This window comes from Agromyces sp. NPDC058104 (assembly GCF_042884835.1).
GTDB lineage: Bacteria > Actinomycetota > Actinomycetes > Actinomycetales > Microbacteriaceae > Agromyces.
Genome location: NZ_JBHVTD010000001.1, coordinates 354,787 through 365,141, shown reverse-complemented (window position 1 = coordinate 365,141; position 10,355 = coordinate 354,787). Strand labels below are relative to the sequence as shown.

11 protein-coding genes and 1 pseudogene are annotated in these 10,355 nt (G+C 73.4%); 5 read left to right on the top strand and 7 right to left on the bottom strand.

Features of this window, described 5'->3' with window-relative positions; all coding sequences use genetic code 11:
* A pseudogene (locus ACFVTH_RS01720) lies at positions 1–387 on the top strand (carboxypeptidase regulatory-like domain-containing protein); the annotation flags it as partial.
* A 72-nt stretch (positions 388–459) separates the two neighbouring features.
* Here ACFVTH_RS01720 and ACFVTH_RS01715 read toward each other — a convergent pair.
* The gene (locus ACFVTH_RS01715) at positions 460–888 is read right to left on the bottom strand and encodes a DUF1761 domain-containing protein (protein WP_387086123.1); all 429 of its coding nucleotides are present in this window, start codon (positions 886–888) and stop codon (positions 460–462) included.
* 109 nt (positions 889–997) lie between these two features.
* On the opposite strand from ACFVTH_RS01715, the gene ACFVTH_RS01710 reads away from it, so the two are divergent.
* The 3 genes from ACFVTH_RS01710 (at position 998) to ACFVTH_RS01700 (ending at position 3,961) form a co-directional block, all read left to right on the top strand.
* A complete protein-coding gene (locus ACFVTH_RS01710) occupies positions 998–1,927 on the top strand; it encodes a DnaJ domain-containing protein (protein ID WP_387086120.1) in 930 nt (309 codons plus the stop codon).
* Between the two features lie 86 nt (positions 1,928–2,013).
* Positions 2,014–3,312 carry a M18 family aminopeptidase gene (locus tag ACFVTH_RS01705; RefSeq protein WP_387086117.1) on the top strand — a complete coding sequence of 433 codons (1,299 nt, stop codon included), beginning with the start codon at positions 2,014–2,016 and terminating at the stop codon, positions 3,310–3,312.
* Between the two features lie 136 nt (positions 3,313–3,448).
* A complete protein-coding gene (locus tag ACFVTH_RS01700) occupies positions 3,449–3,961 on the top strand; it encodes a rhodanese-like domain-containing protein (RefSeq protein WP_387086114.1) in 513 nt (170 codons plus the stop codon).
* A 60-nt stretch (positions 3,962–4,021) separates the two neighbouring features.
* Here ACFVTH_RS01700 and ACFVTH_RS01695 read toward each other — a convergent pair whose 3' ends face one another.
* The 3 genes from ACFVTH_RS01695 to ACFVTH_RS01685 form a co-directional block, all read right to left on the bottom strand.
* Positions 4,022–4,912, bottom strand: a complete 891-nt coding sequence (locus tag ACFVTH_RS01695) for a sulfurtransferase (protein ID WP_387086111.1) — start codon at positions 4,910–4,912, stop codon at positions 4,022–4,024.
* A 121-nt stretch (positions 4,913–5,033) separates the two neighbouring features.
* Complete coding sequence (locus ACFVTH_RS01690) at positions 5,034–5,231, bottom strand: hypothetical protein (protein WP_386940060.1); 198 nt, start codon at positions 5,229–5,231, stop codon at positions 5,034–5,036.
* A 64-nt stretch (positions 5,232–5,295) separates the two neighbouring features.
* On the bottom strand, positions 5,296–6,690 hold the full coding sequence (locus ACFVTH_RS01685) for an L-serine ammonia-lyase (protein WP_387086108.1): 1,395 nt from the start codon (positions 6,688–6,690) through the stop codon (positions 5,296–5,298).
* 135 nt (positions 6,691–6,825) lie between these two features.
* Between ACFVTH_RS01685 and ACFVTH_RS01680 the strand changes: the two genes are divergently transcribed.
* Positions 6,826–7,875: a GNAT family N-acetyltransferase gene (locus ACFVTH_RS01680; protein ID WP_387086105.1), complete on the top strand. Its 1,050-nt coding sequence runs from the start codon at positions 6,826–6,828 to the stop codon at positions 7,873–7,875.
* Between the two features lie 8 nt (positions 7,876–7,883).
* On the opposite strand, the gene ACFVTH_RS01675 is transcribed toward ACFVTH_RS01680, so the two are convergent.
* The 3 genes from ACFVTH_RS01675 to ACFVTH_RS01665 all read right to left on the bottom strand — a co-directional run bounded on the left by ACFVTH_RS01675 (position 7,884) and on the right by ACFVTH_RS01665 (position 10,329).
* Positions 7,884–8,315 carry a GNAT family N-acetyltransferase gene (locus tag ACFVTH_RS01675; RefSeq protein ID WP_387086102.1) on the bottom strand — a complete coding sequence of 144 codons (432 nt, stop codon included), beginning with the start codon at positions 8,313–8,315 and terminating at the stop codon, positions 7,884–7,886.
* Positions 8,316–8,428: 113 nt separating this feature from the next.
* Positions 8,429–9,037, bottom strand: a complete 609-nt coding sequence (locus ACFVTH_RS01670; RefSeq protein ID WP_387086099.1) for a CoA-binding protein — start codon at positions 9,035–9,037, stop codon at positions 8,429–8,431.
* Positions 9,034–10,329, bottom strand: coding sequence for an O-acetylhomoserine aminocarboxypropyltransferase/cysteine synthase family protein (locus ACFVTH_RS01665; RefSeq protein WP_387086096.1), 1,296 nt, complete (start codon positions 10,327–10,329; stop codon positions 9,034–9,036). The genes ACFVTH_RS01670 and ACFVTH_RS01665 overlap by 4 nt, the downstream gene beginning before the upstream one ends.
* Between the last annotated feature and the right edge of the window lie 26 nt (positions 10,330–10,355).

Sequence of the window (10,355 nt, the reverse complement as noted above, 5' to 3'; positions counted from 1 at the left end):
GGGGCGACGGCGTCGACCTTCAAGCTCACGAGCGCGCAGGCGGGCAAGGCGATCACGGTCGCGGTCAAGGGCGCGCTGTCGGGTTACGCCACGGTGTCGAAGACGTCGGCGGCGACGGCGAAGGTCGCGACGACCGCGACGCCGACGATCTCGGGCACCGTCAAGGTCGGCTCGACGCTTACCGCGAAGCCCGGCACGTGGACGACCGGAACGACGTTCACCTACCAGTGGTACGCCGCGGGCACCGCGATCACCGGGGCGACGGGATCGACGTTCACACCGACGACGACGCACAAGGGCAAGACGATCACCGTGAAGGTGACCGGCGCGCTGAGCGGGTACCCCACCATCGCCAAGACGTCGGCCGCGACGGTGCCGGTCGCCTGACCCGGCCGCAGGGCCGCCGCGCCGCCGGCCGCAGGGCCGCCGCGACGGCGGCCCTGCGTCGTCGGGCGCCGGCTAGACCGTGCCGGCGGGCGGCCACACGCCGATGATGAGCGCCATCACGACGACGGTCACGAGCTCGTGCGCGATGTTCAGGATGGTCAGGCCCGGGGGACGGCCCTCGAAGGCGTCGTGCGTGATGAAGCGCGCGGCGGTGAACCCGGCCCAGAGCATCAGGCCGGTCATCATCGTGATGCCGAGGTAGCTGCCGCCGAGCGCCGTCCACGCGATCTGCGCCGCGATCGCGAGCACCCACGCCGAGATGAAGCTCACGATGAGGGTGGTGAGGATGGGGCCGACGGCTCCGCGGTCGCCCGAGTCGTCGACCTTTGCGACGCGCATCCAGTAGTTGCCGAAGACCTTCGGCGTGTACCAGACCGAGCCGACGAGCATCGTCGAGAGCGTCGCGACGACCACCGCCCAGTAGTTGACCTCCACGAGCATCGCGGCCTCCCGGCGCTTGTGCGGCCCGGCGGGCCGGATTGCTCCGCAGTCTAGACCCGCGGCGCAGCGCGCCGGGGTATTGTCGTGGTCGCAGATCGAAAGCGAGCCCATGCCCGACTCCCCGCTCTCCGACTCACCGTACGAGGTGCTCGGCGTCGCAGCCGACGCGGATGCCACGGAGCTCCGCGCGGCCTACCGGCGCGCGCTGCGCGTGGCCCACCCCGACACCGGCGGCGACCCGGCCCGCTTCCACGCGGTGCAGCGCGCATGGGCGCTCGTCGGGACGCCCTCGGCCCGGGCGGCGTTCGACCGCGGCTCCGGCGGGGTCGCCGCACCGACGCGGGCGACGTGGGCACCCGCCGCGCCCCGGCCGCGGCGGGACTCGCGGCCGCTCGCCCGATCGCACGGCCACCCCGGCGGACTCTCCCGCGAGCGGTACCTCGGGCTCATCCGCGAGTGGGTGGGGCGCGGCGTGCCGCTGGCCGACCCGTACGACCCGGCGCTCGTCCGCAGCGCCCCCCGAGACATCCGGCACGTGCTCGCCGATGCGCTCGCCGAGGAGTCGACCGCGCGCTCGCTGTCGACGCTCGGCATCGCCTACACGATCTGGCACGACCTCGCGACCGACGCCGCTGGGCACGGCCTGCCACCGAAGCTCGACCACCTCGTGCTCGGCCCGACGGGTCTCTTCGCGATCCAGTCGGAGGACTGGGGCGGGCCCGTCGCGCTCAAGCGGGGCGAGCTCGTCGGCGAGGCGCTCGGCGGCGAACGACCGATCCGGGCGCTCGCGGCGCGCGCGAAGGCCATCGGCAAGGCCGCCAAGGTCAGGCCGACGGCGCTCGTCGTCGTCGTGCCCGACCAGTACGCCGCCGAGCCGATCGAGTTCGGCGGCACGAACCGCGGGGCGATCGTCGCGCTCGTGCGCAGTTCGCGTCTCGCGAGCGCCGTGCGCGAGGGGCTGCCGGGCTCGGCGCACCTCGGGGGCACCGAGGTGATGGAGGTCCGCTCGAGGCTGCAGGCGGTCGTGCGCTTCGCCTGAGCCCGACGCGCCTCGACCGGAGTCGTGCGCAGCCCGACCCGAGCCCCGGTTCGTCGTCGCGGGGGTCGGCGGTGTTGGATGGAGGCATGCCTGACGCCACGCCCGTGATCACGACCGTCGCCTACATCGAGGACTTCGCCGCATTCGTGCAGGCCTCGCCCTCGTCGTACCACGCGGCCGCCGAGGTCGCGCGGCGGCTCGAGGCCGCGGGCTTCGACCGCCTCGACGAGACGGCGGCCTGGCCGGCGACGCCCGGCCGTCGGGTGGTCGTGCGCGACGGCGCGGTGATCGCGTGGGTGCAGCCCGAGGGGGCCGGCCCGGTCACGCCGTTCCGCATCCTCGGCGCGCACACCGACTCGCCGTCGTTCAAGCTCAAGCCGAACCCGTCCACCGGAGGCGACGGCGTGCTGCAGGCGGGCGTCGAGGTCTACGGCGGGCCGCTCCTCAACTCGTGGCTCGACCGCGAGCTGGAGCTCGCCGGCCGCATCGCGACCGACGACGGCGAGCTGCACCTCGTGCGCACCGGGCCGATGCTGCGCATCCCGCAGCTCGCGATCCACCTCGACCGCGAGGTGAACAAGGGGCTCACCCTCGACAAGCAGCGCCACACCCAGCCGGTCTGGGGCGTGGTCGGCGACGACGAGGCCGACCTGCTCGCCGAGCTCGCCCGGTTCGCCGGAGTCCCCGGCGCGACGATCGTCGGGCACGACGTGCTCGTCGCCGACACGCAGGCGCCCGCGCGGTTCGGCCGTTCGGGCGAGCTGTTCGCCTCCGGCCGCATGGACAACCTGAGCTCCGTCTACGCCGGGCTCGTGGCGCTCCTCGCCGCCCCCGCCGACGCCGCGCACGTCAGCGTGCTCGCGGCCTTCGACCACGAGGAGCTGGGCTCGGAGTCGCGCTCGGGGGCGAGCGGCCCCATGCTCGAGGACGTGCTGGTGCGGATCGCCGCGGGCGTCGGCGCCCGCGACGACGAGCGCCGTCGTGCGTTCGCCGCGTCGTGGATCCTCTCCTCCGACGCCGGCCACGCCGTGCACCCGAACTACCCCGAGCGGCACGACCCCGCCAACCGTCCGGTGCTCGGCGGCGGCCCCCTGCTGAAGCTCAACGCCAACCAGCGCTACGCCAGCGACGCCGTCGGCTCGGCCCTGTGGTCGGGCGTGTGCCGACAGGCCGGCGTGCCGACCCAGCCCTTCGTGTCGAACAACGCGATCCCGTGCGGCTCGACGATCGGGCCGCTCGCGGCGACCCGGCTCGGCATCCGCACGGTCGACGTCGGGGTGCCCCTGCTCTCGATGCACTCGGCCCGCGAGCTCGCGCACGTCGACGACCTCGCCGCGCTGGGTGCGGCGGTGACCGCGTTCTTCGCCCCGGCCGAGTCCGCCTGACGGTCCGGTCCGGCCCGCCGGTGCCGGTCGGGCTCGCTCCGTACCGGCCGGCCGCGCCGGATCGCTGGCCGGATCTCGCGGCGGAATGGCGCGAATTCCCTGCGCTCTGCGTCGCTCCGGCTGGCAGTCTGGGCGCATGACCGAACTCACCGCCCCCGTCACCCGCTTGTTCGACACGGTCGCCTCGCCCGAAGCGGCGATCGCGCACTTCGCCGGTCGTCTGGCGGTCGAGGCGGATGTCTCCGACGTCGCCGCCGCGCTCGACGAGGGCGGCTCGGGCTTCGTGCTCATCGACACGCGCAGCGACGAGGCGTGGGCGCAGGGCCACGTGCCGGGTGCCGTGCACCTGCCGCGCCGCCGGATCGCCGAGGAGGGCACCGCGCTCGTCGGGCCGGGCACCGCGGTGGTCGTCTACTGCTGGGGCCCCGGATGCAACGGGGCCACGCGTTCCGCGCTCGAGTTCGCCCGGCTCGGGCACCCCGTGAAGGAGATGATCGGCGGCTTCGAGTACTGGGTGCGTGAGGGCTTCGCGTACGAGACGGCCGACGGGCTCGAGCAGCTCGCCGCCGACCCGCTCACGAACGTCGGCTCGACCGGGCTCGGCGGCTCGCCCGCCGTCCGCGTCGGAGGCATCAGCTGCGCCTGCTGAACGCCCGGCATCCGACCGGCGCGCTCGTCGCCCCCGCCCGGCACGACCGGGACTTCGCGCTCAGGCGAGGGTGACGAGCGGCGCCTCGGGGTCGGCGAGCCACTCCTCGAGCGAGCCGTCGTAGATCGCAGCGCTGCGTCCCGCCCGCCGCAGCGCGAACGCCGTGCCAGCGGCCGCGATGCCGGCGCCGCAGTAGACGATGATCGGGGCCGCACCGCCGCCGGTCGCCGGGGCCAGGCGCGCGGCGAGCGCATCGCCCGTGAGCGACCGACGGGTCTCCTGCGCCACGAGGGAGCCGACCGGCACGTTGACGCTTCCGGGGATGTGGCCCGGACGGGCCCGACGCCCGCTCTCGCCGCGGAAGTCCGCAGGCGGCAGCGCGCAGACCAGGACGCCCGCGGCCTCGGCGCGCACGATCCGACGCACCTCGTCGCCCTCGGCCCAGTACCCCGCCTGCGGGGCGAGCGTCGGCTCGCCCGCTGCCCGCGGCGTGCGGAATCCCGTCTCGAGCTCGCGCCCCTCCGCCCGCCACGCCGCGAGCCCGCCGTCGAGCACCGCGACGTTCGCGAAGCCCGCCGAGCGCAGCAGCCACCAGAACCGGGCCGCCCAGTGCCCGATCGAGGCGTCGTAGGCGACGACCGCGGTGCCGTCGTCGATGCCGAGCGCCCGCAGCGCGCGGGCGAGTCGCTCGAGGCCCGGGCGTGTGAAGGTGTAGGGGCCCGGTTCGGAGAGCTCGTCGATGAGGTCGGCGAAGATCGCGCCGGGCACGTGCCCCTCGATGAGGTGGTCGTCGAGCCCGCTCACCCAGCGGAACCCTGAAGGGCTGTCGATGCCGAGCACGCTGACGTCGACCACGACGAGTCGCTCGTCGTGCAGGTGCTCGGCGAGCCAATCGGTCGAGACGAGGTCGTCGGGAAGTTCGAGGGGGATGCGGGGGACGGGCGTGGTCATGCCCGCCACGGTAGCCGCGGGCATCGGCGGGGTCGACGGCGGTCGACACGAGCCGTCACGGGGCGCCGCGCCGCGTCATCGCCGCGGCGTGCCGACGGGCCGGCGGGGCGGTGGGACCGGGTCAGCGCAGGGGCCCCCTGCGACTCTCCAGCCACATCGTGTGCTCGCGCAGGCCGTTGCGCACGGCGGCCTTGATGATCACGTACCCGATCCACAGCATGAGCGCGAGGACGGCGAGGTAGATCACGAGGCCGATGACGAGGCCGAGGAGGCCGGCGCCGTAGAAGAAGGACGGGTCGAGCGTCGGGTCGCTTTCCATGGGAGAACTTTGACAGAAGCGCCGCGTCGCCGGGAGAGTCCCCGTCTGGGGGACACGGGGCCCGTCAGCACTCGATGACGTTCACCGCGAGACCGCCCTCGCTCGTCTCCTTGTACTTCGTCATCATGTCGATGCCGGTCTGGCGCATCGTCTCGATCACGGTGTCGAGCGAGACGAGGTGCGTGCCGTCGCCGTGCAACGCGAGGCGCGCGGCGGAGACCGCCGTCGACGCGGCGATCGCGTTGCGCTCGATGCAGGGCACCTGCACCAGCCCGGCGACCGGGTCGCAGGTGAGCCCGAGGTGGTGCTCCATCGCGATCTCGGCGGCGTTCTCGATCTGCCCGGGGGTACCCCCGAGCACCGCGCACAGCGCGCCCGCGGCCATCGCGCAGGCGGAGCCGACCTCGGCCTGGCATCCGCCCTCGGCACCCGAGATCGAGGCGTTCTTCTTCACGAGGCTCGCGATGGCCGAGGCCGTGAGCAGGAAACGGCGGATGCCCGCGGCATCCGCACCGGGGACGAAGCGCAGGTAGTAGTGGCCGACCGCCGGGATGATGCCGGCCGCGCCGTTCGTGGGCGCGGTGACGACGCGACCGCCCGAGGCGTTCTCCTCGTTCACGGCGAGGGCGAAGGCGTGCAGCCACTCCGTCGAGGTGTCGCGGTGGTGCAGGGCCTCGATCTCGTCGCGGTCGTAGGCCTCGAGCCGGCGACGCACCTCGGGCGCGCGGCGCTTCACCTTGAGTCCGCCCGGCAGGGTGCCCTCGGTGCCCATGCCGTGCGCGACGCACTCGGCCATCGCCGCCCAGATCGCATCGAGGCCCTCGTCGATGCCGGCCTCGCCGTGCACCGCGACCTCGTTGTGACGGGCGATGTCGCAGAAGGAGACGCCGTGCTCCTCGCAGAGGGCGAGGAGCTCGGCCGCGTTCGAATAGGGGAGCGGGTGGCGCAGCGCCTCGGCCTCGCTCGGGGCGTCGCCCTCGCGGCGGATGAAGCCGCCGCCGACCGAGTAGTAGGTCTCCTCGGCGATCGGGAGCGGCCCGTCGCCGAAGGCCTGCAGCGTCATCGCGTTCGGGTGGCCGGGCAGGCGCGTGCGGGGCTCGAGCGAGATGTCGCTCTGCCGCAGCCTGATCGGGTGACGGCCGAAGAGCCGCGCCTCGGCGCCGTCGGGGCCCGACGCGTCGAGCCGCGCCCAGGCGCCGCGTACGTCGTCGGGGTCGCAGTCGTGGGGTTCGAGGCCGGCGAGCCCCGCGACGACCGCGTCGGGGGTGCCGTGGCCCAGCCCGGTCGCGCCGAGCGATCCGTAGAGCGAGCACGAGACGCGCGTCACCGCACCGAGGGCGCCCTGTTCGTCGAGCGCCTCGACGAACATTCGAGCCGCCCGCATGGGGCCGACGGTGTGCGAACTCGAGGGGCCGATCCCGATCGAGAACAGATCGAGGGCAGAGACGAACGCTGTCACCCCTCAAGGCTACGCCGCTTCGCGCGCACGGATGCCTCGGGGCATCGCAGATTCGTGCGTCGTGAGCCGTTCCCGCGCACGTCGTCGGCAGCATCCGCGACGTCGGCGCCTCGCACGCGAATAGGCTGGCTGACGATGACGAACGACTCCGTACGCCCAGCGCTCGACGGCACCACGATCCGACCGGTTCGCACGGGCGAGTCCGAGGCGGAGGCGGCCCTCATCGTCCGTGCGTTCGCCGCGGGCCCCTACGGCCACCTGCCCAAGGGTGCGGAGCGAGCGGCATTCGAGGCGGACACGGCCGGGCGCGCGGCCGACGGCGCCGTGCTCGTCGCCGTCGACGCCGAGGGCGGGGTCGTCGGCACCGCGAGCGTGCTCCGCGCGAGCAGCCGTTACTCGAGGGTCGCGCGGCCCGGCGAGGCCGAGGTCCGACTCATCTCGGTCGATCCCGGTGCCCAGGGATCGGGTCTCGGCGCCGCACTCACGAGGGCGAGTCTGGAGGAGGCGCTCGGCTGGGGTGCGGCGGCGCTCGTGCTCGACACGGGCACCCGCAACCTCCGCGCCCAGGCGCTGTACGAACGGCTGGGCTTCGAACGCGACGCCGAGCGCGATGCCGCCGTCGGCGCCGACGTCGACTCGCTCGCCTACCGGTATCCGCTGCAGCGGCGCGAGGACGTCGTCGTACGGCTGATGCGCGCCGACGAGGCCGATGCCGTGGCCGAACTCGTCGAGTCGGCCTATGCGGCGGACTTCGAGCTCAACCCCCGCTACCGGGCCGACATCGTCGCGGTCGCCGAGCGGGCTCGCGCGCACCAGGTGTGGGTCGCCGCCGACGCGGCAACGGGGGAGCTGCTCGGCACCGCGACGACGCCCCGCGCGGGCGCCACCATGTCGCCGGTCGCGCACGCGGGCGAGCTCGACTTCCGCTTCCTCGGCGTCGCACCCGCCGCCCGGCGCCGCGGCATCGGCGAGACCCTCGTGCGCCATGTCCTGGCGCTCGCCCGACTTCGGGGGATTGATCGGGTGGTGCTCAACACCGGCCCCGACATGCTCGGCGCGCAGCGGCTCTACGACCGCCTCGGCTTCACCCGCCTGCACGAGCGCGAGTACCGATTCGTGCGGCCCGACGGCTCGGGGTTCCAGATGCTCGCCTATGGTCGCGACGCCGGCGTCGACGCGGCCTGAGCCCGCCCTCAGACGTTCGGGTCGGGGCCGACTCGCGCCAGCCAGTCGTCGGTGCGCTCGAGCGCGGCGAAGTCGAACTTCTCGTAGAGGCCGTGCGCATCGCCCGTGATGAGCACCACGCGCTTGAGGTGGAGTGCGTCGAGTTCGGCGAGCACGTACTCGACGAGCGAGACGCCGAGGCGCTCGCCGCGCGAGGCGGGGTCCACGATCACGTCGCAGAGCCAGCCGAACGTCACCCGGTCGGTCACGACGCGGGCGTAGGCGAGCTGGGCGCCCGTCTCGCGGTCGTAGACGCCGAAGTTCATCGACCCGTCGATCGCGGCGTCCTGCGTCGATCGCGGCCGGCCGAGCGCCCAGTACGCGTGCTCCGAGAGCCAGCGATGCACGAGCTCGCGGTCGAGTCGGTCGGGGTCGGTCGAGAAGTCGAGCTCGCGGGCCATCGGCCCAGCGTAGCCCTCCCGGGCACGTGGTGCTCCGACAGGACGAGCGGGTCGGCACGCCCCTCTGGACGGGGTGCCGACCCGCTCATCCTGCGGGCGGCGGGCCGCCGGGCTCAGCGCAGCGTCTTGCGGCTCGTGATCTGCCCGGTGTCGAAGCCGAGCAGGTGGAGCCCCCCGTGGAAGCGCGCGTGCTCGACCTTGATGCAGCGGTCCATGACGACGGTGAGCCCCTGCTCCTCGCCGGAGTACGCGGCCTCCTGGTTCCAGATGCCGAGCTGCACCCAGATCGTCTTCGCGCCGACCGCGACGACGTCGTCGATGACGCTCGGGATGTCGCTGCCGCGGCGGAACACCACGACGATGTCGGGCACCTCGGGCAGGTCCTTCAGGCTCGCGTACGCCGGCTGCCCGAGGATCTCGGTCTCCATCGGGTTCACGAAGTACAGCCGATAGTCGCTCGACTGCTGGAGGTAGGTGCCGACGAAGTAGCTCGAGCGCTGCGGCTTCGGCGAGGCGCCGACGATCGCGACCGACTTCGCCGCGTTCAGGATGCGCAGGCGCGCCTTCGCATCGGGGCCGACCCAGGTGCGCTGCGAGTGCAGCAGCTTCGCGAGCGGCGAGGAGGCCGGGAGCTCGCAGGAGAGTCCGTTCGCGAAGCGGACCGTCTCGAGCGAGTCGTCCGCGGGCACCGCCGGGGTATCCGTCGTCTGCGTGTCGGTCATCGCGTGCCTCCGGTCGCGGCGGCGAGCGCCTGGTCGAGATCGTAGATGATGTCGTCGGCGTCCTCGATGCCGACCGAGAGCCGCACCACGCCGGGCGCGACGCCCGCGTCGACGAGCTGCTGCTCGGTGAGCTGCGCGTGCGTCGTCGATGCGGGGTGGATGATGAGGGTCTTCGCGTCGCCGATGTTCGCGAGGTGCGAGGCGAGGTTCACGTTCTCGATGAGCGCCTGGCCGACGGCGCGCCCGCCCTTCACCTCGAAGCTGAACACCGAGCCCGGCCCCTTCGGCAGGTACTTCTGCGCCCGCTCGTGGTGCGGGTGGTCGGGGAGGCCCGCCCACAGCACCCGCTCGATGCGCGGGTCCTCGGCGAGCCAGTTCGCGACGGCGCGGGCGTTGTCGACGTGCGCCTGGATGCGGTACGGCAGCGTCTCGACGCCCTGTGCGAGCAGGAATGCGGAGTGCGGTGCGAGCGTCGGGCCGATGTCGCGCAGCTGCTCGGCGCGCAGCCGCGTGAGGAACGCGTACTCGCCGAAGTTGCCCGACCACTCGAGGCCGCCGTAGCTCGGCACCGGCTGCCCGAACAGCGGGAACTTCTCGGAGTGCCAGTGGAAGCGCCCCGACTCGACGACGACGCCGCCGAGGGTCGTGCCGTGGCCGCCGAGGAACTTCGTCGCCGAGTGCGTGACGAGGTCGGCGCCCCACTCGATCGGCCGGTTGAGGTAGGGGGTCGCGATCGTCGAGTCGACGATGAAGGGGATGCCGTGCGCGTGGGCGACGTCGGCGAGCGCCTCGAGGTCGGCGATCTCGCCCGACGGGTTCGCGATGGTCTCGACGAAGAGGGCCTTCGTGTTCTCCGTGATGGCGGCCGCGTAGTCGGCCGCGTCCGAGCTCGCCACGAAGGTCGTCTCGATGCCGAAGCGGCGGAGCGTGACATCCAACTGGGTGATCGAACCGCCGTAGAGGTTCGCGGAGGCGACGATGTGGTCGCCGGCGCCCGCGAGCGAGGCGAAGGTGATGTACTGCGCCGAGAGGCCCGACGCGGTCGCGACGGCGCCGAGCCCGCCCTCGAGGCTCGCGACGCGCTCCTCGAAGCTCGCGACCGTCGGGTTCGCGAGGCGCGAGTAGATGTTGCCGTACTTCTGCAGCGCGAAGCGGGCGGCCGCGTCGGCGGTGTCGTCGAAGACGAACGCGCTCGTCTGGTAGATCGGCAGCGCGCGGGCGCCCGTCACCTGGTCGGGGATGTTGCCCGCGTGGATGGCGCGGGTCTTGAAGCCGTATTCGCGGTCTGCCATGCGGGCAACGGTACGCGTGCGGCGGG